This is a genomic window from Lacrimispora struthionigena, from assembly GCF_048627165.1.
Lineage (GTDB): Bacteria > Bacillota > Clostridia > Lachnospirales > Lachnospiraceae > Lacrimispora.
Genome location: NZ_JBMBWP010000001.1, coordinates 698,930 through 724,076 on the forward strand (window position 1 = coordinate 698,930; position 25,147 = coordinate 724,076).

The window sequence follows — 25,147 nt, forward strand, 5'->3', positions numbered from 1 at the left end:
TAACTTCATGGAAATAATGGAGTTTACTGGTGTTTCAGCGGCGGACAGGCAATTTGCAATATACTTTATACTAAGTAAGGTGTGTCTGTATGTAAAATAAAAAAGAGTCCGCCTCTCAGTGAGAGAGTGCGGACTCCATATTAATAATGAATACATTCTACCTATGACTAACAGCAGCACGAATGAATTCCCTGAACAGGGGGTGAGGTCTGTTGGGTCTTGACTTCAGTTCCGGGTGTCCCTGAGTTGCGATAAACCAGGGGTGTTCCGGAATTTCTATCATTTCCACGATACGTCCATCTGGTGAGATACCGGATAATTTCATACCTGCTTTGATTAAATCATCACGGTAATCGTTATTTACCTCATATCTGTGTCTGTGACGTTCATGAATTAATTCCTCTCCATAAACTTCAAAGGACTTGGATGACTTGTCCAGGACGCATGGATAGGAACCAAGGCGGAGAGTTCCGCCGATATCTTCAATCCCGTTCTGGTCTGGCATTAAATGAATGACCGGATGAGTGGTAGTTTCATCAAGCTCTACGGAATGGGCATCGCTGAAACCGACTACGTGGCGGGCGAACTCCACGATTGCCATCTGCATGCCGAGGCAGAGACCCAGGAACGGAACGTTATTTTCTCTTGCATAACGGATTGTGGATATCTTACCTTCGATTCCGCGGCTTCCAAAACCTCCGGGAACCAGAATTCCGTCTACGTCACCGAAGTATTCGGAAGCGTTCTCGTCGGTAACAAGCTCTGAATCCACCCACTTGATATGAACGTCTGCGCGGCTTTCGACTCCGCCGTGCTTTAAAGCTTCCACTACAGAAATATAAGCGTCGTGAAGCTGGATGTATTTTCCTACAAGAGCTACGGTTACTTCATGCTCTGGATGCTTCCAGTTGTCGATCATTGCAGCCCAATCCTTTAAGTCAGGTTCCGGACATGGTAAATGTAAGCTCTCGCATGCAACCTGAGCCAAATGTTCTTCTTCCATTACAAGAGGGAGTTCATATAATACTTCCACGTCCAGGTTTTGTATCACGTGTGTCTTGGGAACATTACAGAATTGTGCGATTTTACTACGGATTCCGTCATCAAGGGGCAGTTCGGAACGGCATACGATGATGTCGGGCTGGATACCCATTCCCTGTAAATCTTTTACACTGGCCTGGGTTGGTTTTGTTTTCAGTTCGCCGGAAACTTTCAGATATGGAACCAGGGTCACGTGGATTAAGATTGCATTTTCGTGGCCTACTTCGTGTTGGAATTGTCGGATCGCCTCTAAGAAAGGCTGGCTTTCGATGTCACCTACCGTTCCGCCTACTTCTATAATAGCTATCTCAGTATCGGAGGAATTGTGGTTGCGGTGAAAACGGCTCTTTATTTCGTCGGTAATGTGAGGGATAACCTGTACGGTGCCTCCCCCGAAATCCCCGCGCCGTTCACGGGTCAGTACGTTCCAATAAACTTTACCAGTGGTAACATTGGAATTCTTTGTTAAGCTTTCGTCGATAAACCGCTCATAATGACCAAGGTCAAGGTCTGTCTCTGCGCCGTCCTCTGTAACGAAGACTTCTCCATGCTGAACCGGATTCATAGTACCTGGATCAATGTTGATGTAAGGATCGAATTTTTGCATTGTTACTTTGTAGCCTCTGGCTTTCAACAATCGTCCAAGCGATGCTGCGGTAATACCTTTGCCAAGTCCGGATACAACGCCTCCGGTGACAAATACGTATTTCACTGACATAACAGTGTAACCTCCTTCTGTGATGGTATGGGGATAATTTCAAAAAAAGTATTATACGTCTTTTTTAATAAAAAATCTAGTGGTAAATTAAAAAAACTAAGATAATTAAGTGGAAACATTTACTATGAATATTATGTCCTGAAATGGTCAAAGAAATCATCTCAGAGGTTAATAAAAATTTGTCCAGATATTAATGTTCCTTATTGACAAGCGAAAAAATAATGATATACTAATAAATGTATTTTTACATTAAATAAGGGTATGACAATTGCGTCAGGTGAGCCATTGGTCCTTCCTGACGCATTTTTTCATGGTCCCAGCTGATGTTTAAGGAGGAAAAGTCTATGAAATTGAGGAAAATGATCGGCCTTGCACTTGTAAGTGTAATGGCACTGTCCCTGTCAGCGTGCGGAGGTTCTGCTCCGAAAGCAACTACTGCAGCAGAGAAAACAGAGACACAGGCTTCAGAAGCTGCCAAGACAGAGTCAAAAGCTGAAACCACAGAAGCTGCTGCCAAAGGTGGAATTGCCAAAGAAGATTTAAAAGTTGGATTTATCTATGTTGGTGATGAGAATGAGGGTTATACGGCAGCTCATTACAAGGGAGCCATGGAAATGAAAAAGGCTCTTGGTTTATCAGACGATCAGATCATTATTAAATGGAATGTACCGGAAGATGAAACCTGTAAGGACGCAGCCATGGATCTTGCTGATCAGGGCTGTAACATCATTTTCGCCAACAGTTTCGGACATGAATCCTATATGCTGGAAGCTGCAAAAGAGTATCCAGACGTACAGTTCTGTCATGCAACCGGTTATCAGGCTGCAACAAGCGGACTGAGCAACATGCACAACTACTTTACTAATGTTTATGAATCACGTTATGTATCCGGTGTTGTTGCAGGTCTTAAGTTAAACAAGATGGTAGAAGACGGCAAAGTAAATAAGGATGCAGTAAAAGTTGGTTATGTAGGCGCTTATCCTTACGCTGAGGTTATCAGTGGTTATACTTCTTTCTTCTTAGGTGTTCGTTCCGTATGTCCGGAAGCAACCATGGAAGTTAAGTATACAAACAGCTGGGCAAGCTTTGATCTTGAGAAGGAAGCAGCAGATGCTCTCATCTCTGACGGCTGCGTATTAATCAGCCAGCATGCTGATACAACCGGTGCTCCTACTGCATGTGAGGCAGCAGGCGTTCCAATCGTTGGATATAACATTTCCATGATCGCAACTGCTCCTAAGACAGCACTTACTTCTGCATCCATCGACTGGGGCCCATATGTAACCTATGCAGTACAGAGTGTCATTGACGGCAAGGCCATTGAGACTGACTGGTGCCAGGGATACAAAGAGGGAGCAAACTCCATTACAGAACTGAACAAAGATGCTGTAGCTCCTGGAACAGAGGAGAAGGTAAAAGAAGTGGAAGATGCCATCAAGGCAGGAACTCTTCATGTATTCGATACCTCTACCTTCACTGTAGGCGGCAAAAAACTGGAGACCTATAAAAAAGACGGAAGCGATGTTGAGTATATTGAAGATGGTTATTTCCATGAATCTGAGCACGGATCCGCACCGGCATTTGATATTTTAATTGATGGCATTACTACCATTGATAAATAAGATTTCGCCGGAAATAAACAGAAAGCGGCGCCAGACTATCTGGCCCGCTTTTTGGGTTGTATGAGACAATGGAAAAATGAGGAAAAAATGAAACGGAGGTTAGCCGGGTGAACGAAAATAATGCCATTGAACTTAAAAATATCACAAAACGGTTTGGCCAGGTAGTTGCCAATGACAAAGTCTGCCTGTCATTAAAAAAAGGAGAGATTCTCTCTATTCTGGGTGAGAACGGAAGCGGAAAGACCACTCTCATGAATATGATTTCGGGTATTTACTATCCGGATGAGGGACAGATATTGATTCATGGGAAAGAGGTCACCATACGGTCGCCGAAAGACTCTTTTGATCTGGGAATTGGTATGATTCATCAGCATTTCAAACTGGTAGATGTGCTTACTGCAGCAGAGAACATCATTCTGGGACTGCCTGGAAAAGAGATTCTGGACCGGAAAGCAGTGAATGACAAGATCAATGAGCTGACCGGAAAATATGGATTTGATCTGGATCCAGACCAGAAGATCTACCGAATGTCCGTATCACAGAAGCAGACAGTTGAAATCGTAAAGATGCTTTACCGCGGAGTTGATATTTTAATTCTTGATGAGCCCACCGCCGTTTTAACCCCTCAGGAAGCTGACCGTCTGTTTGCCGTTTTGCGCAATATGAAAAAAGCAGGTCATTCCATTATCATTATTACACATAAACTCAACGAGGTTCTTTCCCTGTCTGACCGGGTGGCTGTTTTAAGAAAAGGACAATACATCGGTACCATTGAGACAAAAGATGCCACAGAAGAATCCTTAACCGAGATGATGGTTGGAAAAAAGGTGAGATTAAACATCGAGCGTCCAGACCCTGTAAACCCCAAGGAGCGTCTCAACGTAAAGGGACTGACCTGTATCAGCAGGGAAGGGGTAAAGACGTTAAACAATGCCTCCTTTACTGCTAACAGCGGTGAGATCCTTGGAATCGCAGGCGTGGCAGGAAGCGGACAAAGAGAGCTTTTAGAAGCAATTGCTGGCCTGGTTCCTTCCGCAGAAGGCTCCATTTCCTATTATCCACCGGAGGGCGGGGAAAAGGAACTGACTTCCATGTCAGCTGCAGAGATTGCAAAAATCGGAGTCCGTTTATCCTTCGTTCCCGAGGACCGTCTGGGAATGGGACTTGTGGGAGCCATGGATATGACAGACAATATGATGCTTCGAAGCTACCGGAAGGGCCGACCGTTTTTTGCTGACAGAAAAGCACCAAAGGGTCTTGCCGAGCGTCTGATTGAAGAGCTTGAGATTGCGACTCCCGGAACGTCTGTACCGGTGCGAAAGCTTTCCGGTGGTAACGTTCAGAAGGTTTTAGTAGGAAGAGAGATCTCTCTGGCTCCAGCAGTTATGCTGGTTGCTTATCCGGTACGCGGACTTGATATTCACTCCTCTTACACCATTTATCATCTTCTCAATGAGCAGAAGAGGCAGGGAACTGCAGTTGTCTGCGTAGGAGAGGATCTTGACGTATTGATGGAGCTTTGTGACAGGATTCTGGTTATGTGCGGCGGAGAAATCAGCGGCATTGTAGATGGAAGAACTGCCACAAAAGAAGAAATCGGAAAACTGATGATGAAGACAGGAGGAACACAAGGATGAGTAAAGGAAGGGAACCGGTTTTTCAGATGACAAAGCGGGAAGCCATAGAGCCATGGAAGGCCTGGCTGATCCGTCTGATTGCCGTGGCACTGTCTCTGGTTGTCTGCGCAGGTGTTATTATCGCTCTGACGGGACTGAATCCGGTGGAGGTTTATAAAGGAATTTTTGATGGAGCAGTGGGAACGAAGCGGCGTGCGTGGATGACTATCCGTGATACGCTGGTACTTCTTTGTATTGCAGTTGGTATCACACCTGCATTTAAGATGCGGTTCTGGAATATTGGAGCAGAAGGACAGATACTCATCGGAGGCGTGACTTCTGCAGCTATGATGATTTATTTGGGAAATACCCTTCCTCCTGTGATTTTATTTCCTTTAATGTTAGCAGGAAGCGCGCTGGCAGCCCTGGTGTGGGCAATCATTCCAGCATTTTTTAAGGCTTACTGGAATACCAACGAAACACTGTTTACCCTGATGATGAATTACGTTGCCATGCAGGTTGTCACCTTTGGAATCATTTTCTGGGAAAATCCCAAAGGCTCCAACTCTGTAGGTACCATTAATTCCGCAACAAAGGGAGGCTGGCTTCCCAAGCTGTTCGGTCTGGAATACGGCTGGAATCTGGTGATTGTACTGGCTCTGACAATTGCGATGTTTATCTATTTAAGATACAGCAAACAGGGGTATGAAATAGCGGTTGTGGGCGAAAGCGGCAACACTGCCAGATATGCCGGAATTAATGTAAAGAAGGTAATCTTAAGAACTATGGCGATTTCCGGTGCAGTCTGCGGAATTGCAGGCTTTATCATCGTAAGCGGAGCCAGCCATACGATTTCCACCAGTACAGCAGGAGGCAGAGGCTTCACTGCCATCATCGTATCATGGATGAGTAAGTTTAATACCTTTGCCATGATTTTAGTATCCTTTTTCCTTGTTTTCATGCAAAAGGGTGCAGGTCAGATTGCTTCCCAGTTCAATTTAAATGAAAATGCCGCCGATGTAATTACCGGCATTATTCTCTTCTTCATCCTGGGCTGTGAATTTTTTATTGATTATAAAGTAAGAATAAGAAGCGCAAAACAGGCTGGGTCAGAAGAATAGGAAGGAGAAACGTTCATGGGATTTTTGGTAATATTTATTCAAAAAGTCATTGGTCAGGGAATCGGAATCCTTTATGGAGCCCTGGGAGAAATTCTTACGGAAAAATCCGGTAACTTAAATCTTGGAATTCCGGGCATGATGTATATGGGAGGAATTGCCGGACTGATCGGCGCCTTCCTTTATGAAAATAACACGGCTCAGCCAAATGGTCTGGTTGGCGTTATTATATCATTTTTATGTGCATTTTTATGCGCGGCACTGGGCGGTCTGATTTACAGTATTTTAACCATTACTCTTCGTGCAAACCAGAACGTAACCGGTCTTGCACTGACCACGTTTGGTGTGGGCTTCGGTAACTTTTTTGGCGGTTCCTTATCTAAGCTTGCTGGCGGAGTTGGACAGATTTCCGTTGCAGTGACTGGAGCAGCTTTTAAGACACCGGTACCAGGACTATCCAAACTGGGTGTGATCGGTCAGGCGTTTTTCTCTTATGGCTTTTTAACCTATCTTGCCATTATTTTAGCAATTTTACTTTCCTTTTTCCTAAATAAAACCAGAAAAGGACTGAATTTAAGAGCAGTAGGCGAAAGCCCATCGACTGCAGATGCAGCAGGAATTCATGTAACTGCTTACCGTTATCTTGCAACCTGTATCGGAGGCGGATTAAGCGGACTTGGCGGACTTTACTTCGTTATGGAATATTCCGGCGGAACCTGGACAAATAATGGATTCGGAGACAGAGGCTGGCTTGCCATCGCTCTGGTTATTTTCGCTCTCTGGAAACCGGTTAATGCCATCTGGGGTTCCCTGCTGTTTGGCGGTCTTTACATCCTTTATTTATACATTCCGGGACTCAGCCGCAGCACACAGGAAATCTTTAAAGCACTTCCTTATATAGTGACTATTGTGGTGTTAATTATAACGAGCCTTAGAAAGGAAAGAGAGCATCAGCCACCGGCTAGTCTGGGGCGGGCTTATTTCCGGGAAGAACGTTAAAAAATTTTAAAATGTGAATTCCATCCAGTCCGCGTGTTTATAAGTATTTTATAATTCTTTTCTTGATTTATGGGGAGAATGACAATATAATGATAGAGGTATAGAATGGGTAGAAACTATCCGGATTGGAGAATTTACACAGATGGATAACAAGAATCAGAATAACAAAATGCCTAAGAATGCCCAGGCCATCGTTATCTGGGTTACAGCGTTTCTGATTGCGGTAGCAGGCATCTCGTATCTGCATAATGCCATAACGACGAGGACGAATAAAGAATTAAGCTATGATATCTTTATGAATATGGTAGATGAAAAACAGGTGGAATCGGTTATAGTCGAGGATACCAGAATCACCATTACTCCCAAGAAGACCTGGGGGGAATATAAGCCGGGTGTCAGCTATTACACGGTAAGAATGGACAACGATTTAAACCTGGCAGAGCGTCTTCGTACTGCTGGCGTGGAAACCGTAAGGACGCGCCGGGATGGAAACTTTTTCATCCAGACCATTGTCAGCTATCTTCTTTTATTTGCAGCAATGGGCTTCTTACTGAACTTTATGATGCGCCGTGTAGGCGGCGGCGGACTGATGGGCGTTGGAAAGAGCAATGCCAAGGTCTACGTCCAGAAAGAAACAGGAATTACCTTTAAAGATGTGGCAGGTGAAGATGAAGCCAAGGAATCCTTAACGGAGATCGTTGATTTCCTTCATAATCCCGGAAAATATACAAAGATCGGTGCCAAGCTTCCAAAGGGAGCCCTTTTAGTAGGACCTCCCGGAACAGGAAAGACGCTTCTTGCCAAGGCAGTTGCAGGTGAGGCTCATGTTCCTTTCTATTCCCTTTCCGGTTCAGATTTTGTAGAGATGTTTGTGGGTGTTGGTGCTTCCCGTGTCCGTGACTTATTTAAGCAGGCACAGGAATCCGCTCCCTGTATTATATTTATTGATGAGGTAGATGCCATCGGTAAGAGCCGTGACTCCAGATTTGGCGGCGGCAACGATGAGAGAGAGCAGACCTTAAACCAGCTCCTTTCCGAGATGGACGGTTTCGATTCTTCCAAGGGCCTTCTGGTTCTGGCAGCTACCAACCGCCCGGAGATCCTGGATCCCGCACTCCTTCGTCCCGGCCGTTTTGACCGCCGGATTATCGTAGATAAGCCGGATTTAAAAGGCCGTGTGGACATCTTAAAGGTTCATGCAAAAGACGTACTTTTGGATGATACAGTAGATTTGGATGCCATTGCACTTGCAACTTCCGGTGCTGTTGGTTCTGATCTTGCCAACATGATTAATGAAGGTGCCATTCTGGCAGTAAAGAACGGACGTCATGCAGTATCCCAGAAGGATCTGTTTGAAGCAGTTGAAGTTGTCCTGGTTGGTAAGGAAAAGAAAGACAGGGTTCTTAATAAGGAAGAGAGACGGATCGTATCCTATCATGAAGTTGGTCATGCCTTAGTCAGCGCACTTCAAAAGGATGCAGAACCGGTGCAGAAGATCACCATTGTTCCAAGAACCATGGGAGCGCTGGGATATGTAATGCATGTGCCGGAGGAAGAGAAATTCTTAAACTCCAAGAAAGAGCTTCACGCCATGCTGGTTGGTTACTTAGCCGGACGTGCGGCAGAGGAGATCGTATTTGATTCCATTACCACTGGAGCAGCCAATGATATCGAGCAGGCCACCAAGGTTGCCCGTGCCATGATTACCCAGTACGGTATGTCAGATAAATTCGGACTGATCGGTCTTGCTACGAAAGAAGATCAGTATTTAAGCGGAAGAATGGTTATGAACTGCGCAGAAGCAACTTCCTCCCAGATCGATGAAGAAGTCATGAAGATGTTAAAAGAGGCTTATGAAGAAGCTAAGAATCTTCTGATGGAGAACCGTGATATCATGGATCAGATTGCAGAATTCTTAATCGAGAGAGAGACCATTACAGGCAAAGAATTCATGAAGATCTTCCGTGAAGCAAAAGGAATTCCGGAACCGGTGAAATCAGACGAAGAGTCAGGAGAAGATGAATCATCTGAGGAGCCAAAAGACGGACTGACCGATTGGGTGAAAGAAGAAGTTAAGGCGAAAACAGAAGAATTTCGTGGTGAAATAGAAGACAAAACGGAGTTATGATGGTTTGACCATTTCACAAACTGATTGTAACAAATGGAGATTTTTGGTATAATAAAGGCAATAGCCTTGAATCAGATACAATAAGGAACGAAGAATCAAACGGCTGTCATGTAGGATGATAGCCGTTTCTTTCTGTCTGTTTTTATAGAAATAACGAAGCGATGGGAGATGAGTCAAAACAACCATGATACTGATGAATGAGATACCGGACCGTTTTTGGGGACTGTTCCGTTCCATAAACCGGTCTACCTACATAGAAGCTCTTTTAAGAATCAATGAAGAATATGAATACAGCAACTATTTTTTAAGCCGTGAGGTGTGCCTGCAGGTTTTAGAGGAGTATTTTGTCCAGAAACGTCTGGTGATCTGGCAGGATGAGCTGGAAGATGAGGCAGATGAATTACTGCCCCCAGCTTCCAGAGTATTAAACTGGCTTTTGAGGGCAGGCTGGCTTCGCAAGGTGGATGATTATGCCTCCATGACGGTGAATATCGTAATTCCCGATTATGCCGCTGTCATGATTGAGGCATTTTTTAAGCTTTCCAGCGACGAAGAGGATGAGACACAGATCTATATTCAGAACATTTACGCCATTCTTTTCTCTTTGAAACATGATCCCAGGGCGGGAATCAGCCTTTTAAATACGGCTTATGTTAATACGAAACGACTCAATAAGTCTTTGCAGGATATGCTGCATAACATGGATAAGTTCTTTGCCAGTCTATTGGAGCAGAAAGCGTACGGGGAGTTGTTAAAAGAGCATCTGGAAGGTTATGTGGAGGAGATCGTAAAAAAGAAGTACCACATTTTGAAGACTTCGGATAACTTTTATCTTTATAAAAATGATATTAAACGGTGGATTGGCAGTCTGCGGGACGATATTGGTTGGATGGAAGAAATGAGCCGGCGAAGCGCTAACCGGGTGACTGCCGCAGATGTGGCTGAAAAGCTGGATCAGATTGAACGGGGATTTGATCACATCGAACACCGGATTTCCAATATGGACAAGGAACATTCTCGCTACATCCGTGCTACGGTAACAAGACTAAATTATCTACTTAATCAGGAAGATAACATGAAAGGTCTTGTGATCCGGTTGTTAAATCATTTATCTCTTGTGGATGATCCGGAAGAAGCCATTGAAAAAGCGGGGAATTGTATGAACTTATCCCAGATGGCAATTCTTTCTGACAAATCCATTTATAAAAAGAGAAAGAGCAGAACGGAGTTTAAGGAAACACTGGTGCCGGATGAGGAACCTACGGAGCTGACTGCAGAGGAGATTCTAAATTTAAACCGGGTGAAGAACCGTTACAGCAGGAAGGAAATTGAAAGCTATATTGAATCCCGCATGGTAGATGGGCGTATGGAGGTCAGGGAAGATACCATCCGCACACCGGAGGAATTTGAAAAGCTGATTCTGGCTTATGATTATTCCATAAGGAGAAAAAGCCTTTATAAAGTGGAGGATATGGATCCGGAGCTGGTCGATAATGGGAAGTACCGTTATCCCCGGCTGGTATTTGTAAGGAGGAATGAAGTATGACAAATGAAGAATATACTGGCTCAATCAGCCAGATTCCATATTATGACGGACTTTTGCAGGGAGAGAAGGCGGAATTAAGAGATGCCATACGGCTGCTGTTAAAACAGACCTTTATTCTGGAACACCGTTATGACAAGCGTTCCAGCCGGTTTATTTATAACCAGGAATTTAAAGTCTGCAACAAGCACCTGGAGTTTATTCGGGCGTATTTAGCAGTCAGCGGTATTAATGTGCTGGAGAACAGCCAGCTGGGGCTTATCTATATACAGGGAGAGGACACCATGGGAGAAAAGCTGCCAAAGCTTGCTACCCTTTACATACTGGTGCTGAAGTTAATTTATGATGAGCAGATGGCGGCAGTTTCCACCAGCATCAATGTTTATACCACCATAAGCGAGATCCACGACAAGCTTGGCAATTACAGGCTTTTCAAAAAGCAGCCTTCTGTTACAGAGATCCGCCGTGCCATCGCTCTGCTGAAAAAATATCAGATTCTGGAGCCCCTTGATGTACTGGAAGATTTAGATGGGGACAACCGCATGATTATTTATCCCAGCATCAATGTAGTTTTATTTGGCGATGACGTAAGGTCTCTGCTGGAATCATTTGAAGAAGAAGGAGACAGCGATGACGAATCAGAATTTTGAGGCATTGTCCAGGATACTTTTAAATAACTGGCATTACATTACCCGTAAGACTCTGTCTTTTCATGAAGAAATCAATTTTTTTACCGGACATTCCGGCAGCGGAAAATCAACGGTTATTGATGCCATGCAGATCCTGCTTTATGCCAATACCGACGGAAGAGGATTCTTTAATAAGGCGGCTGCCGATGATTCGGACCGGAATCTAATCGAATATCTGCGGGGAATGGTTAATATCGGAGAGAATAATGAATTTGCTTATTTGCGGAACCAGAATTTCTCCACCACCATTGCTCTGGAGTTAAAGCGCACAGACAACGGGGAATGCCAGTGTGTGGGAATTATCTTTGATGTGGAAACAGCAACAAATGACATATCAAGGAAGTTTTTCTGGCACAAAGGCCCGTTATGGGAAAATGAATACCGCACCGGAACAAGAACCATGACAATTGAAGAAGTGACTTCTTATCTTCAGGTTCATTATGAGAAAGATGAGTATTTTACCACCTCCCATAACGAACGGTTCCGCAGACAGCTGTATGATGTCTATCTGGGGGGCTTGGATTCGGAGAAGTTTCCTCTGCTCTTTAAGCGTGCAATTCCGTTCCGCATGAATATCCGGCTGGAGGATTTCGTAAAGGAATATATATGCATGGAACAGGATATTCACATTGAGGATATGCAGGAAAGCGTCATGCAGTATGGGCGGATGAGAAAGAAGATCGAGGATACCTTTATTGAGATTGGGTATTTAAAGGAAATGAGATCCCTCTACAATTCTGTACTGGAAAAGGATGAAGACATCCGGTCAAACACCTATTATTTCCGCAAAATGGAGATTCTGGACTATCAGACCCGGATTCAGGCGCTGAAGGACAAGATCCGCCTTTCCGGGGAGGAGTATACCCGTCAGGAAGAGCGGAAAGAGGGACTGGATGTTCAGATTAATGATCTGACAAAGCAGGGAGAAGAGCTTCTCCGCCAGATTTCTTCCACCGGATATGAGGACTTAAAGAATCAGCTGGAGTCAGCCAGGGAGCTGGTGAACCATTTAAATAAAAGTGTGGTAAAGTGGCAGCAGACGGCAGAACGCCTGAATGCCTGGATAGATGAGGAATCCACCTCCAACCAGACCATATGGGACATTGAGGAATTTGAGAAAAATACCATTGATGAGGAGAAACTTGCCAGGTTAAAGAAATCCATCGCCCAGATGCAGGAGGAGACGGAAGATACAAAAAAAGAGGCGGAAAGCCTTTTGAGAGAGATTAAGAAACGGGAGCGTCAGACCAGAGAGGAACTTGCCCAGTTAAAAGCTGGAAGCAAGGCTTATCCAAAGCATGTGGAGCGGGCGAAAACATTTCTCCAGCAGCGTCTTCTTCAAAAGACAGGCAAGGCAGTGGAGGTTCACGTTCTTGCGGATCTTTTGGATATCCGGGATGAGAAATGGAGAAATGCGGCAGAGGGATATTTAGGCAATCACAAGCTGTCTTTGGTGGTTGCCCCAGCCTTTGCAAAAGCAGCCATGGAAGTCTATGAGGAACTGGATCAGAGTGAAGCCTTTCATGTGGCAGTTCTGGATACAGAGAAGGCAGGAGAGAGCACCCATGAGGTTCTTACCAATTCCCTTGTGGAAGAAGTGATTGTAAGAGAGTCTTATCTACAGCCTTACCTGGATTTGCTTCTTGGAAAGGTGATCAAATGCGAAAGTCTGGAAGAATTACGCAGCTGCCGGATCGGTATTACACCAGAATGTATGCTGTATCACACCTTCCGTTTACAGCACATAAATCCCGATCATTACACCAGATTTGCCTATATCGGCAAGGACAGTGTACGCCGCAGAATCCGTCTGCTGGAAAAGAATCTGGAAGCCATGGAGGCGGAGAAGAAGCCGCAGGAACTGATTATAGGGGAATGCAGCCGCATTCTTTCTCTGGAAGCTTTGACAGAGGGAACAGAGGTTTATGCAGAGTGGCAGCAGGAAATCGCATCGTTTAAAGAAAAAGAGAAAGAAATCCGAAAGCTGGAGCAGAAACTGGAAAAGCTGAAAGCCCAGAATGTGGAGGAATGGGAAAAGGAGCGGGAAGCAATTTTAGGTCTTTGCGAGGGAAAACGTGCCGAGTTAAGGGCGTTAGACCGTCTCATGGGAGACCTTCAGAGAAAGGCAGAAGAGTTCCAGCGTGAAGCGGTTCAGTTAGAAGAAGAACTGGTGGCGAAGGAACGGGCACTGGAGGCCGACCAGGAGTTGGAGGGAGTATTAAAAACATCTCTGGAGGGCAATGAAACTCCCCGCTATGACCGTTTGAAGGACCGCTACTTTGCTCTTCTAAAGAGAGCAGAGGAAGCCCGGGAAGAGGCGTACCGCCTTCTTGTCTCTGCCAGAGGCGAGTATGTGCGTAAGTATCCTAACCGGAACTTTTCACTGACTGCTGAGGACAATCAGGAATATGACCGTCTTCTGGAGATCATGGAGTGCGCAAATCTGGAAGAATATAAAAACATGGCAGCAGAGCAGGCCAAGTCCGCAGTCCTTCATTTTAAAGACGACTTTATGTTTAAGATCCGAAGCGCCATTCGGGATGCGCTGCAGAGAAGGGATGAGTTAAACCGGATTATCAACAGACTGGATTTCGGAAAGGACAAGTATCAGTTTGTCATTGGAAAGAACAAGGGGCCGGATGGCAGGTACTATGACATGTTCATGGATGACTCTCTGGAAATCAACCCTTCCCAGCTGACGGATTCCCTGGATAATCAGATGAATCTTTTCACCATGGAACATGAAAATCAGTACGGGGAATTAATTAATGATCTGATTAATATCTTCATTCCGCCGGAAAATGCAACTCCGGAGCAGATGGAAGAAGCAAAGCGGAATATGGATAAATATGCGGATTACCGCACTTATCTGAACTTTGATATGCAGCAGCTGATTCAGAATGAGGATGAGGTTATTAAGATCCGTTTAAGCAAAATGATAAAGAAGAATTCCGGCGGAGAGGGGCAGAATCCCCTTTACGTGGCCCTTCTTGCCAGCTTTGCCCAGGCATACCGGATTAATGTGCCTCAGAAGATTCAGAGAAACCCAACCATCCGTCTTGTAGTTCTTGACGAGGCATTTTCCAAGATGGATGGGGAAAAGGTGGCAAGCTGTATCGAGCTGATCCGCGGCCTTGGTTTCCAGGCTATTATCAGCGCTACCAATGATAAGATTCAGAACTATGTGGAAAATGTAGACAAGACCTTTGTTTTCGCAAACCCCAACAAGAAATCTATCTCCATACAGGAATTTGAACGGGAGAGCTTTCCTCAGCTGATGAGGGAACTTGATGAGGAAGATGAGGATGCAAGTGGCGTGGCTGAAGAATAGTCATTTGCCTGATTAGATAACGAAATAACACCTTGCCCGGCTTTTTTTGCCGATGCAAGGTGTTTTTTTCGTTATCCCCAGGCGGGGACTGCCAGATAAAATGCTGTATCAGGATTCCCATCCCAGGCTGATTCCTTTACCCATCCCCAGGCTCCGGCCTCGTTCATAACCAGGATATAGGAGTGTCCGTCCTTTACTGCCCAGCCGATGGGGCAGATTGTTTCACCAGGACTGACAGAGAAAGCGGGGGTATCTCCTTCCATAGAAGTTGTGACAGGAAATGTATGACATACCACATAATAATTCTCCGGATTCTGATGAAGAAACGAGTTGGTGATCATATCATAATTCTTATTGAAATAAACATTCTGGGGTATTTCTTTTAATTTCCCGTCTTCATAGGACCAAACCAGATCTACGAAGTAACACCCAAACTGGAGAGTAGATCCCATAAATGGAGTATCTGCAGATACTTTTAAAATTCCATCTCCCTCCGCTGTTAAACCTCCCCCACGGAAAAGGGATCCCTTTCCTTCACAGACGGGACCTGCCAGGTCTCCAATCAACTCCAGACTGCCGTTTTGGTAACGATAGAAGCTGTATGAGTAAAGGGAATCAGATTCCTGGGATATATCCAGGTGAAGCTCGATTTGCTGATCCTTTTTATTAAGGTCCAATGCCGTCAGACTGATGTTGCCCCTTACATTTTCAGGAATCGAGGTCTGGCTCTTGCCATTAATAGAAAGTTTGAGGCTTTTCTCATAAGAATCCTTCTGGTCTTCAGTGCTGCTCCAGCGAATGGTTTCGCAGACACCATCACCATCTAAATCCAGCAGATAATCTTTGTCTGGTTTCAAGATAACACCTTCATCAGTGATTTCTTTGTCAGGCAGCTGACTTTCCGCTGTCTTAATCAGCTCCAGATTTTTCTTTTCGATCTCATTTAGAACATCCTCTTTGAAATCAGCGGGAGACGTCTCAGCGTGATACCATGATTTACCGTTGAAATATTCCTGCAGATCTGCTGCATCAAATTTTCTGCCATGGCGGGCGTAGATTTCGTTTCTTGCAAGTCTCAGCATTGATGGATCAGCCTCCAGTAAATCTCCTCCTGTGAGATATTCTGTGCTGCTTCCCGGAAATATATAATCTGTTTGTGTGGTGGCATTTGCGGCTTCATCTTTTGATTTTTGAGCAGCTGCCATGAGCTGTTTCCCATAATCATTGAGTTTATCACCGACCTGTTCATAAGGGATCAATATTTCCTGACCGGTAGAAGAACTGGCTTTTCCAACATTCCACTGAGAGGATAATAAAATTCCCTCCTTTAAAAGGGCTAATTGACTGAGGTCGGAAGAAATGATCTGGTTCAGAAGGGACGTGTTTGAACTGCCGTCGGCAGATGCCTGACCTGCCGCAGCCTGGGCAAGTGCCAGCTTTAACCCATCCGGATCATCGGAAAGAGCAGATAGCGTAATCCTCTTTCCATTTTCCACATCATAAGAACTTAAAAAGGCAAATGTATCATTGCGGTCATTTCCCCTGATATCGGTTCCGTTCTGCTTCAGACTTAAAATTCTTCCGTCATTTCGCAGTACCTGATAATCAAAGGTATAAAGGTAATTATTCTGTGGATTACCAGCTTCTGTTGGTGGGATTTCCATGGTATCGCTGATAAAATTGTTTCGCCTGGTGTTCTGGTCATTTTCTCTAACGTTCCGGTTGATGAGATACTGGGAAGTGGGGTTATCAGGAATGATTACCTCCGGAACCCGGCTGTTCCAACGGTAAATCAGGGCTCCGTGGTCAGTATATTTCTCACTGGTAACCGTAGCCCAGGTTTTTACTGTTACCGGACTGACGCTATTTTCTGTATCTGTTTTTACAGCTTCCGTGCTGCTTTCTTCTTGTGCTGCAGTATCCTGTTTCGTGGTGGATCCAGACGGCTGGGAAGGGGTATCCCCTAACCGGGAATTCATCCTACATCCGGATGCAGTTAAGGAAAGAGCCAGGAGTATAACTGGAAGCAATGGATGTGGTTTCATATATCTACATTCCTCTCTTGTGGTTTATAATAATTATACCATGCTTTTTTTTCAAAAGACAGTTTTACCATAATTTTCTTCCCAACGAGAAAAGCAGGATGGATTCTAAGAAAAGCATTCAGGATTAAAATATTTATCGAACAAATGTTTGCAATGCGGTTCATATTATGCTATAATGGGAAAAACCGGTTGCTGAGTAACTACAGGTGCGGACTTCATATCATAAGTCCGCATTCGATTGTTGTGAGATTAATAAATTTCAGGATATAACAGGAGTACAATATGGCAAAACAGTATATTAAGATAAGAGGTGCCAATGAGCACAACCTAAAGAACGTGAGTCTGGACATTCCCAGGAATGAGCTGGTTGTATTAACCGGTCTCAGCGGTTCCGGGAAGTCTTCCCTGGCCTTTGATACCATTTATGCTGAAGGTCAGAGGCGGTATATGGAGTCTCTTTCCTCCTATGCGCGGCAGTTCCTTGGTCAGATGGAGAAGCCGGACGTGGAGAGCATTGAAGGCTTGTCACCAGCCATTTCCATTGACCAGAAGTCGACCAACAGGAACCCTCGTTCCACAGTCGGTACCGTTACGGAAATTTATGATTATATGAGGCTTCTTTATGCCAGAATCGGTATCCCCCACTGTCCCAAGTGCGGAAGAGAGATTCGCAAGCAGACCATTGACCAGATGGTGGATCAGATTATGGAGCTGCCTGAGCGGACCAAGATCCAGCTGCTGGCTCCGGTTGTCCGCGGACGAAAGGGAGAACACGCCAAGGTTCTGGAGAGTGCCCGTAAGAGCGGATACGTAAGAGTCCGTGTTGACGGCAGTCTCTACGAGCTTTCCGAAGAGATTAAGCTGGACAAGAACATCAAGCACAGTATCGATGTGGTTGTGGACCGTCTGGCTATCCGTGATGGAATCGCTAAGCGTCTTACCGATTCCATTGAGACCGTGATGGAGCTGGCAGGCGGTTTGATGACCGTTGATGTTATTGACGGAGAGCCCATTCATTTCAGCCAGAGCTTTTCCTGTCCGGACTGCGGAATCAGTATTGATGAAGTGGAGCCAAGAAGTTTCTCCTTTAATAACCCCTTTGGTGCCTGTCCGGACTGTTTCGGTCTGGGATACAAGATGGAGTTTGATGAGGATTTAATGATTCCTGATAAGAGTTTAAGCATTGACCAGGGTGCCATCACAGTGCTGGGCTGGCAGTCCTGTACGGATAAGGGAAGCTATACCCGTGCAGTTTTAGATGCTCTTGCCAGAGAATATAAGTTCAGTCTTGATACACCTTTCGAGGACTACCCACAGGAAGTTCATGACATTCTGATCCATGGAACCAAAGGAAAAGAAGTCAAGGTCTACTACAAGGGACAGCGTGGAGAAGGAGTCTACGATGTAGCATTTGAAGGACTGGTACAGAATGTTGCCAGAAGATATCGTGAGACCTATTCCGAATCCTCCAAGGCAGAGTATGAGACATTTATGAGGATTACACCCTGTCCTGGCTGCGGCGGCAAGCGATTAAAGAAGGAATCCCTGGCTGTAACAGTAGGGAATGAGAATATATATGATGCAACCAACATGTCCATCGTCCGTTTCCGTAATTTTATGGACGAGCTGCAGCTGACTGACATGCAGCATGCAATCGGAGACCAGATCTTAAAGGAGATCAGGGCGAGAATCTCGTTCCTTATCGATGTAGGTCTGGATTACCTGTCACTGACCCGTGCTACAGGAACTCTATCTGGTGGGGAAGCTCAGAGAATCAGACTGGCTACCCAGATCGGTTCTGGTCTGGTAGGTGTGGCATATATTCTAGATGAGCCAAGTATCGGGCTTCATCAAAGGGACAATGACAAGCTGTTGAAGACGCTTTTACATCTGAGAGATCTGGGTAACAGTGTTATTGTGGTAGAGCACGACGAGGACACCATGATGGCTGCTGACTATATCGTGGATATTGGACCGGGAGCTGGTGAGCATGGAGGTAATGTTGTCGCTGTCGGCAATGCAAAGCAGATCATGAAGAATAAGGACTCTGTTACCGGCGCTTATTTAAGTGGTAGAATTAAAATTCCGGTTCCAGCAGAGAGGAGACAGCCTACCGGCTATCTTACGGTAAAGGGAGCCAGAGAGAACAATTTAAAGAATATTGATGTGACCTTTCCACTGGGCGTAATGACCTGTGTTACTGGTGTATCTGGTTCTGGTAAGAGTTCGTTGGTGAATGAGATTCTTTATAAAGCATTGGCAAAGAAGTTAAACCGTGCGAGAACGATTCCTGGGAAGCATAAGGAGATTATCGGTACAGAACAGCTGGATAAGATTATTGCGATTGACCAGTCACCCATTGGAAGAACACCGAGATCCAATCCAGCCACTTATACTGGTGTGTTTGATCTGATCCGTGATTTATTCTCTTCCACGGCAGATGCAAAGGCAAAGGGGTATTCCAAAGGTAGATTCAGTTTTAACGTGAAAGGCGGACGATGCGAAGCCTGCAGCGGTGATGGTATTATCAAGATCGAGATGCATTTCCTTCCTGATGTTTATGTACCATGTGAGGTTTGTAGTGGAAAGCGGTATAACCGCGAGACATTAGATGTGAAGTATAAGGGAAAGAACATCTATGATGTTTTAAACATGACGGTAGAGGAAGCGCTGAAGTTTTTTGAGAATGTTCCTACGATTGCAAGGAAGATATCTACGCTCAATGACGTGGGATTATCCTATATCCGGCTGGGTCAGCCATCGACGGAGTTATCTGGTGGTGAAGCACAGAGAATCAAGCTGGCTACGGAACTGAGTAAGCGGGGAACTGGCAAGACTATTTATATTCTGGACGAGCCGACCACCGGACTTCACTTTGCAGATGTACACAAGCTGATTGAGATTCTCAGGAAGCTGTCTGAGGGCGGCAATACAGTGGTTGTGATTGAGCACAACTTAGACGTTATAAAGACAGCCGATTATCTCATTGATATCGGTCCGGAAGGTGGAGACAAGGGTGGAACAGTTATCGCCCAGGGAACGCCGGAAGAGGTTGTGAAGTGTGCGGAGTCTTATACCGGTTACTATGTAAAGAAGTATTTAGAGCAGTAGAAGAAGATTTATGAACGGAAGATCCCGGAGATTTTCCTTCCTGGTTTCTCTTACTGTCGTCTGTATGGGAAGATGCATGTACAGGGGACAGTTTGGGAAACGGGGATTTCCGGCATTTTCCGTTTTTTCTGTCTGATTAGTGAATAAAACAAGCTGACAGGAACCATTGGTTGTAGGATTCGACATCTTTTTCGCGAAACTTAGAAAATGCTTGTCAAGCCATTGGAAGTAGAATATAATATTATCCAAAGTGCTATTTGTTGAAGCTTAAATTAGGAGGAATACCCGTGAAGAGAGAAATGATTATCGTTCTGGATTTCGGCGGACAGTACAATCAGCTGATTGCCAGAAGAGTCAGAGAATGCAACGTTTACTGTGAGGTCCATCCCCACACACTGCCCCTGGACAAGATTAAGGAAATGAATCCCAAAGGAATCATTTTCACAGGCGGTCCAAACAGTGCTTACAAGGAAGAATCCCCTCGCTGTGAGAAAGAAATCTTTGAAATGGGAATCCCGATCCTTGGAATCTGCTATGGCTCCCAGTTAATGGCTCATATGCTTGGTGGCAAGGTCGCCACAGCTCCTGTCAGCGAGTATGGTAAGACGGAAGTCACCACAGTAGTTGGCAGCAAAATATTAGAGGATGTTAGTCCAAAGACCATCTGCTGGATGAGTCATACGGATTATATAGAGACAGCACCAGAAGGCTTCACTGTTACCGCTCATACTCCAGTATGTCCGGTTGCGGGAATGGAATGTGAAGAGAAGGGGCTTTACGCTGTTCAGTTCCACCCGGAGGTTATGCACACACAGGAAGGAACCAAGATGCTTTCCAACTTCGTTTACAATGTGTGTAAATGTACTGGTGACTGGAAGATGGATTCTTTTGTGGAGACTTCTATTCAGTCCATTAAAGAGAAGGTTGGAGATGGTAAGGTTCTTTGTGCGTTGTCCGGCGGTGTAGATTCTTCTGTGGCAGCGGTTATGCTGGCAAAGGCGGTTGGTAAGCAGCTTACCTGCGTATTCGTTGATCACGGTCTGCTTCGTAAGAACGAAGGTGACGAGGTTGAGGCGGTATTTGGACCCGCTGGCCCATATGATTTAAACTTTGTCAGGGTGAATGCTCAGGAACGTTTCTATGAGAAACTGAATGGGGTGGAAGATCCGGAGACAAAGCGAAAGATTATTGGGGAAGAATTTATTCGTGTATTTGAAGATGAAGCGAAGAAGATTGGTGTAGTGGATTATTTTGTGCAGGGAACCATTTATCCTGATGTGATTGAGTCAGGTCTTGGTAAGTCGGCTGTGATCAAGTCCCATCATAATGTGGGCGGACTTCCTGAGCATGTGGATTTCAAGGAGATTATTGAGCCACTTCGCCTTTTATTTAAGGACGAGGTCCGCAAAGCTGGTCTGGAGCTTGGAATTCCGGAATATCTGGTTTATCGCCAGCCATTCCCAGGTCCAGGACTTGGTGTAAGGATTATTGGTGCAGTTACACCGGAAAAGGTGAAGATTGTACAGGAAGCAGATGCGATTTATAGAGAAGAGATTGCTAAGGCAGGCGTGGATAAGGGACTGGGACAGTACTTTGCTGCACTTACTAATATGCGTTCGGTTGGATGCATGGGCGATGAGAGAACCTATGATTATGCAATTGCTTTGAGGGCAGTGTTGACTTCTGATTTTATGACTGCGGAATCTGCAGAGCTTCCTTGGGAGGTTCTGGGGGTTGTGACCAGAAGGATTGTAAATGAAGTTAAGGGCGTGAACCGGGTGTTGTATGACTGTACGGGGAAACCGCCGGCTACGATTGAGTTTGAATAACAAACAGTTTCGGGAATCCCTAGTATTTATAAGGGTTCCCGAACTTTTTTTATGCTAAATGACACCCAAATGACACCCTGAATGTCAAATGGATATCTTTTTATAGGTATTGGGTAGGCATTCCACGTTTGGAGAAACAGAGTATGGTGTCAGGTGTCAGCTCCAGATAACCTTCATTAATTATTGTTTCATATGCTGCTTCCGGGTCAGGTTTTAGGGTTAGCATTGTAGGCAAGTCTTGAAAAGAAATAATGTTTTTCCTTTTTGTTCTACAATCCCATACAATGATATCGTCATTTTCATAAGTGGTACTGATAGCAGGTAACGATGATTTTATTTCTGTCATCAAACTGTATAGTTGTGCTTCCATGGTTCCTTGACCAGAGACAAGTCCGTTTGTATTGGCGCTATGGAGACCCAGGGCGACTTCTTTATCTTTACCTGGGTATAGATGTCCATAAGTATCCAACGTGACAGAAACGTCTTTGTGACCTACACGTTTTGATATGACAATAATATTAAATCCCATTTCTATCAGAAGGCTGACATGACTATGCCGTAAATCATGTACCTTTGCTGTACTGGGACAGATGATTATTGCAGGGAAAAAGTATGAACAGATGGCTGACGTTATTAGCAAGTCAGTAAAAGCTATTCGTGGGCGGGTTTATCAGATGTATATTACCGAAAATTTGGACAAGGTACGGGAAATGATCGGATCTGGTCCATGGGGATCGGCAGACCGGAACGAAAGATTAAACAATATCTTCTAATGAACCTAGAAGAGAAAGCACAGACCAAGGAACTAATGACCAGACTGGCAGCTATCATTCGTAATCATTATAAGCAAAACTTTGATGATTCCGATTATTGGCAGAAAGACCTATGTCAGCACTGGAAGGGCTACTGCATGGCGGGTGAAACGGATTGTGACAGCTGCGTGTCTTTCCAACGGATTAGGCTCCAGTATTGTAAACGTTGCGGAAAAGAATTCTTGGAGAGGAAGGAAAATCTGTATTGTAAAGACTGCCGGGAAGCCAGAAAGAAACAGTATCTTAAGAAATTAGCAGTAAAAATGGCAAGGGGCTAGCGGACCGGATTGTTGAAATTTAACCAGTAGGCCAGTAAACATGATTTTAGTTTACTCATTGTACATTGATAACTTTATATTGATAGTTGGTAAAAAAAAGTATAATATTAAGCTGTATAAAGAATTAAAATAGTACAATTTAATATTATTAATGGGGGAGAATTATGAAGCAAGAAAAGTTTGAGAGAGAATTAAAGGTATTGATTAATTATATACGAGCGTATGGAATTCAACATATAAATTATAGCGGAAATATGCAAGAAATAATTCAAAAAGAAGATAAAAATCGTGAATTCACTCAAAAAGTTCATAAAGGATTTGAATTGGCCCAGAGAAATGTGATTTTCTTACTAAAAAATATAATTAATGAACGTAAAAGAATGAAAGCAGATCTGAAAATTTATAGACAAAATAAAGATAAAAAAAGATCATTAGCTGTAAGTGGCACAATAAATGAGTTAAAGTACCAAGAAATGGTTTTGAGAAAGATTATAGATTCTATTGCATGGCAATTATTTAATTTTGACTTATCGACTTTGCGACGGTTCTATTATGGTCAAGAGTTAATTGATATTACAGATTCAAATTTAGATTCAGAATTGAGATATGCTAAAAATTGTATCAACAAAAATCCAGATGGCTTTGTTTTAATTAGTGACTTGACTTCATTTATTCAGATAGGAGATGTTATAACTTTTATACCTGGAAAAGGTTTATCAATAGGAGAATTAAAGGAAGGAGAAGTTAATGGTAAAGTATTTAATTTAATGAAGGAGTCTATGGAGTCTATGGAGTCTATGGAGTCTATGGAGTCTATGGAGTCTATGGAGGTTATGTGCCCATATTATTTAAATTCAAGATTGAATAATGAGGGAGAGAAATTTAAAGAGCAGTTTCTTAGGGATATAAAGCAGCTAAAAAGAAATATGGATGTTTTAAAAGTAATCAATGAAGGGGAAGGTACAGATTTACTAACCGGTAAAGATATAAAAATTTCTCAAGAAACTCTTGAATTAAATGATTTTTCTGATATAGTTAATAATTTATTGAAAGAATGTGATAAAAAAGGATATGCAATATCAGTTATAGAAGATTGTTTGCTTGTTGGTGTATACAAAACAGGCGCTTTCCCTAGTGAAATATTTGATTCATGGGCGAAATCATTAAATATAAAAATGCCTATTATGGATTTAAGACAAGCATTTTTCGATCCACTAGCCTATCCATTGTATCTCCATCCGTTCTCAGATTCTTTTTTATTGGATATAATTTTGGGGAGGAAAATTATAAAGATGACTATAGATATAGACAAATGGCTTGATACATTTAAACAAAAGCAATGTACATACCGTTGGATGAGTATAAAAGAGACAGCAAGATTAAATTCCGAATTTAAAGGCAAATTAAAAATTTTTAGCATAGATGGTAAAGGTATAGAATTACAGAATTCAACTGGTTTAACAAGTGTTATTGTTGAAGGCATTTTTTCGAGAATGTTTACTGCGCTTAACCTTCCATCATCAGTCAGGGAATTATTAGTTAAGATACTATTGGATTCCTAATGCTCATAATTAATTTGAATGAAAACTACCAACTATTAATTTAGTCGGTAGTTTTTTATTACCCCGAAGGAACAGAGGGAGGTGAATAAGTAGTATGAGGAGTGGAGGAAAAAAAGATAAAATGGAAAATATGACAATATACAAAAGAAAAATTGGAATATTTTGAACTTTTTGTTAATTTCTGTAGAAAAACCTTACTATCAGAGCTATAATATTAATATTATTTGTAATTTGTAATTTGTAAGACAAATGATATGTACAACATGAAATTAGTTAAGGTGAGGGTGAAAAAATGAATAGTGCAAGTAAACTAACATATAAGTTGTCACATACTGAACATTATATGAGTCAATTGGATGATGTGTTCAAATGGATAAAAGATAAAAACTTGAAAGTTGATTTATCAAGATATTCAAGATATAAGGGATATATCGATGATTTTTACGATATGGATAATCCAAAAGACACATTAATTCTAGAATCTAAATTTGCAAGGCTAAATGAAGCTGCACAGGAGTGTTTTCAAATAGTTCAGGTGTATGAAGCATTCAAAGATGTAAAAAGTAATAATTTTGATGAAAGAATAAAAAGAATTGTAGCTGGACAATTTTATACAGAAAAAAAGGCAATTACACCGTCTGAAATTTCAGATAAAGATTTTCAGGTCTTTGAGAAAATATTAAGCGCAGATTAATAATAAGGAGG

General features: G+C 43.5%; 16 protein-coding genes. 13 read left to right on the forward strand and 3 right to left on the reverse strand.

Translation table 11 applies throughout. The features are described from left to right. Positions 1–157: 157 nt before the first annotated feature. Positions 158–1,759: a CTP synthase gene (gene pyrG, locus ACOAOT_RS03255; RefSeq protein ID WP_420215659.1), complete on the reverse strand. Its 1,602-nt coding sequence runs from the start codon at positions 1,757–1,759 to the stop codon at positions 158–160. A 344-nt stretch (positions 1,760–2,103) separates the two neighbouring features. Between pyrG and ACOAOT_RS03260 the strand changes: the two genes are divergently transcribed. The 8 genes from ACOAOT_RS03260 (at position 2,104) to ACOAOT_RS03295 (ending at position 14,805) form a co-directional block, all read left to right on the forward strand. Then, positions 2,104–3,381, forward strand: coding sequence for a BMP family ABC transporter substrate-binding protein (locus tag ACOAOT_RS03260; protein WP_420215660.1), 1,278 nt, complete (start codon positions 2,104–2,106; stop codon positions 3,379–3,381). Positions 3,382–3,488: 107 nt separating this feature from the next. After that, positions 3,489–5,018, forward strand: a complete 1,530-nt coding sequence (locus tag ACOAOT_RS03265) for an ABC transporter ATP-binding protein (RefSeq protein ID WP_420215661.1) — start codon at positions 3,489–3,491, stop codon at positions 5,016–5,018. Beyond that, complete coding sequence (locus ACOAOT_RS03270) at positions 5,015–6,118, forward strand: ABC transporter permease (protein WP_420215662.1); 1,104 nt, start codon at positions 5,015–5,017, stop codon at positions 6,116–6,118. The genes ACOAOT_RS03265 and ACOAOT_RS03270 overlap by 4 nt, the downstream gene beginning before the upstream one ends. A gap of 15 nt (positions 6,119–6,133) precedes the next feature. Beyond that, positions 6,134–7,114, forward strand: coding sequence for an ABC transporter permease (locus tag ACOAOT_RS03275; RefSeq protein WP_420215663.1), 981 nt, complete (start codon positions 6,134–6,136; stop codon positions 7,112–7,114). 142 nt (positions 7,115–7,256) lie between these two features. Next, positions 7,257–9,242 carry an ATP-dependent zinc metalloprotease FtsH gene (gene ftsH, locus ACOAOT_RS03280; protein ID WP_420215664.1) on the forward strand — a complete coding sequence of 662 codons (1,986 nt, stop codon included), beginning with the start codon at positions 7,257–7,259 and terminating at the stop codon, positions 9,240–9,242. 184 nt (positions 9,243–9,426) lie between these two features. Further along, entirely contained in the window at positions 9,427–10,788 is a 1,362-nt protein-coding gene (locus ACOAOT_RS03285) for a Wadjet anti-phage system protein JetA family protein (protein ID WP_104435585.1), read from the forward strand. Then, positions 10,785–11,435, forward strand: coding sequence for a DUF4194 domain-containing protein (locus ACOAOT_RS03290; RefSeq protein ID WP_349671644.1), 651 nt, complete (start codon positions 10,785–10,787; stop codon positions 11,433–11,435). The genes ACOAOT_RS03285 and ACOAOT_RS03290 overlap by 4 nt, the downstream gene beginning before the upstream one ends. Beyond that, positions 11,416–14,805 (forward strand): ATP-binding protein, encoded by a 3,390-nt coding sequence (locus ACOAOT_RS03295; RefSeq protein ID WP_420215665.1) that lies wholly within the window; start codon positions 11,416–11,418, stop codon positions 14,803–14,805. The genes ACOAOT_RS03290 and ACOAOT_RS03295 overlap by 20 nt, the downstream gene beginning before the upstream one ends. Positions 14,806–14,876: 71 nt before the next feature. Here ACOAOT_RS03295 and ACOAOT_RS03300 read toward each other — a convergent pair whose 3' ends face one another. Beyond that, the gene (locus ACOAOT_RS03300) at positions 14,877–16,850 is read right to left on the reverse strand and encodes a YARHG domain-containing protein (protein WP_420215666.1); all 1,974 of its coding nucleotides are present in this window, start codon (positions 16,848–16,850) and stop codon (positions 14,877–14,879) included. 282 nt (positions 16,851–17,132) lie between these two features. Here ACOAOT_RS03300 and uvrA point away from each other — a divergent pair, with 282 nt between their 5' ends. Beyond that, complete coding sequence (gene uvrA, locus ACOAOT_RS03305) at positions 17,133–19,961, forward strand: excinuclease ABC subunit UvrA (protein ID WP_420215667.1); 2,829 nt, start codon at positions 17,133–17,135, stop codon at positions 19,959–19,961. A 287-nt stretch (positions 19,962–20,248) separates the two neighbouring features. Beyond that, positions 20,249–21,790: a glutamine-hydrolyzing GMP synthase gene (gene guaA, locus ACOAOT_RS03310; protein ID WP_420215668.1), complete on the forward strand. Its 1,542-nt coding sequence runs from the start codon at positions 20,249–20,251 to the stop codon at positions 21,788–21,790. A gap of 100 nt (positions 21,791–21,890) precedes the next feature. Here the strand turns inward: guaA and ACOAOT_RS03315 are convergent, their stop codons facing one another. Further along, complete coding sequence (locus ACOAOT_RS03315) at positions 21,891–22,430, reverse strand: tyrosine-type recombinase/integrase (protein ID WP_420215669.1); 540 nt, start codon at positions 22,428–22,430, stop codon at positions 21,891–21,893. Between the two features lie 87 nt (positions 22,431–22,517). Here ACOAOT_RS03315 and ACOAOT_RS03320 point away from each other — a divergent pair, with 87 nt between their 5' ends. The 3 genes from ACOAOT_RS03320 (at position 22,518) to ACOAOT_RS03330 (ending at position 25,136) form a co-directional block, all read left to right on the forward strand. Further along, complete coding sequence (locus tag ACOAOT_RS03320; protein ID WP_420215670.1) at positions 22,518–22,880, forward strand: hypothetical protein; 363 nt, start codon at positions 22,518–22,520, stop codon at positions 22,878–22,880. A gap of 164 nt (positions 22,881–23,044) precedes the next feature. Beyond that, a complete protein-coding gene (locus tag ACOAOT_RS03325; protein WP_420215671.1) occupies positions 23,045–24,442 on the forward strand; it encodes a hypothetical protein in 1,398 nt (465 codons plus the stop codon). Positions 24,443–24,734: 292 nt separating this feature from the next. After that, the gene (locus ACOAOT_RS03330; protein WP_420215672.1) at positions 24,735–25,136 is read left to right on the forward strand and encodes a hypothetical protein; all 402 of its coding nucleotides are present in this window, start codon (positions 24,735–24,737) and stop codon (positions 25,134–25,136) included. Positions 25,137–25,147 lie beyond the last annotated feature (11 nt).

Bases quoted from the DNA above. Each gene is read 5' to 3' on its own strand.
- pyrG (WP_420215659.1), bottom strand. From the start codon at position 1,759: ATGTCAGTGAAATACGTATTTGTCACCGGAGGCGTTGTATCCGGACTT.
- ACOAOT_RS03260 (WP_420215660.1), top strand. From the start codon at position 2,104: ATGAAATTGAGGAAAATGATCGGCCTTGCACTTGTAAGTGTAATGGCA.
- ACOAOT_RS03270 (WP_420215662.1), top strand. From the start codon at position 5,015: ATGAGTAAAGGAAGGGAACCGGTTTTTCAGATGACAAAGCGGGAAGCC.
- ACOAOT_RS03275 (WP_420215663.1), top strand. From the start codon at position 6,134: ATGGGATTTTTGGTAATATTTATTCAAAAAGTCATTGGTCAGGGAATC.
- ftsH (WP_420215664.1), top strand. From the start codon at position 7,257: ATGGATAACAAGAATCAGAATAACAAAATGCCTAAGAATGCCCAGGCC.
- ACOAOT_RS03285 (WP_104435585.1), top strand. From the start codon at position 9,427: ATGATACTGATGAATGAGATACCGGACCGTTTTTGGGGACTGTTCCGT.
- ACOAOT_RS03290 (WP_349671644.1), top strand. From the start codon at position 10,785: ATGACAAATGAAGAATATACTGGCTCAATCAGCCAGATTCCATATTAT.
- ACOAOT_RS03295 (WP_420215665.1), top strand. From the start codon at position 11,416: ATGACGAATCAGAATTTTGAGGCATTGTCCAGGATACTTTTAAATAAC.
- ACOAOT_RS03300 (WP_420215666.1), bottom strand. From the start codon at position 16,850: ATGAAACCACATCCATTGCTTCCAGTTATACTCCTGGCTCTTTCCTTA.
- uvrA (WP_420215667.1), top strand. From the start codon at position 17,133: ATGGCAAAACAGTATATTAAGATAAGAGGTGCCAATGAGCACAACCTA.
- ACOAOT_RS03320 (WP_420215670.1), top strand. From the start codon at position 22,518: ATGGGGATCGGCAGACCGGAACGAAAGATTAAACAATATCTTCTAATG.
- ACOAOT_RS03325 (WP_420215671.1), top strand. From the start codon at position 23,045: ATGAAGCAAGAAAAGTTTGAGAGAGAATTAAAGGTATTGATTAATTAT.
- ACOAOT_RS03330 (WP_420215672.1), top strand. From the start codon at position 24,735: ATGAATAGTGCAAGTAAACTAACATATAAGTTGTCACATACTGAACAT.